Source organism: Mesorhizobium sp. M4B.F.Ca.ET.089.01.1.1 (assembly GCF_004022605.1).
GTDB lineage: Bacteria > Pseudomonadota > Alphaproteobacteria > Rhizobiales > Rhizobiaceae > Mesorhizobium > Mesorhizobium abyssinicae.
Genome location: NZ_RZOS01001279.1, coordinates 1 through 535, shown reverse-complemented (window position 1 = coordinate 535; position 535 = coordinate 1). Strand labels below are relative to the sequence as shown.

Genomic DNA, 535 nt, shown 5'->3' with positions numbered 1-535 from the left:
CTCCAGCCCTTCGACGCAGATCTGCTTGTCCTTGGCTTCGACGCCCTTGGGGGCGGCGTTGTCGACGGTGACGAACTGCGAATAGTCGACCCCGGTCTTGACCAGATCCTCGGAGAATTGCGCGCAGATGCGCGGCGCGCTGGTGTCGGCATCGACGGTGTGATCGATGACGCGGAAGCCCTTGCGGGCCTTCAGGTCCGCATAATCAGCCTGGACAGCCGGTGAGCTGACCAGCGCGAGGCTCGCTTCATAAGCCTGCAGCGACGGCCGGTAGAGATCGCGGCGGTCGAGACCGGCGCCGAGCAGCGCGAGCGCTTCGGCGCGCGAGACGCTTGCCGTGCAGCCGGCCTCCAACACCTCCGAATCGTCGACCTTGCCGACAAACGGCACGTCCGCCGCCTTCAACGCCTACAAGCTGCTGCGCACCACCAAGACGCGCGCCAGCTCGAGCCAGAGATGGCCGTCATCGGGCAGCACCGTAGCCGCGGCCTCGTATTTCTGCATGGCCAGGCGATGGTCGCCGGTAAGCTGCGCC

Annotated in this window: 1 protein-coding gene; it reads right to left on the bottom strand. The window is 66.5% G+C overall.

Going from position 1 to position 535, the window contains the following annotated elements:
• The coding region (locus tag EN780_RS37140) for a hypothetical protein (protein ID WP_245500277.1) at window positions 1-390 on the bottom strand (390 nt) is incomplete at its 3' end.
• Window positions 391-535 lie beyond the last annotated feature (145 nt).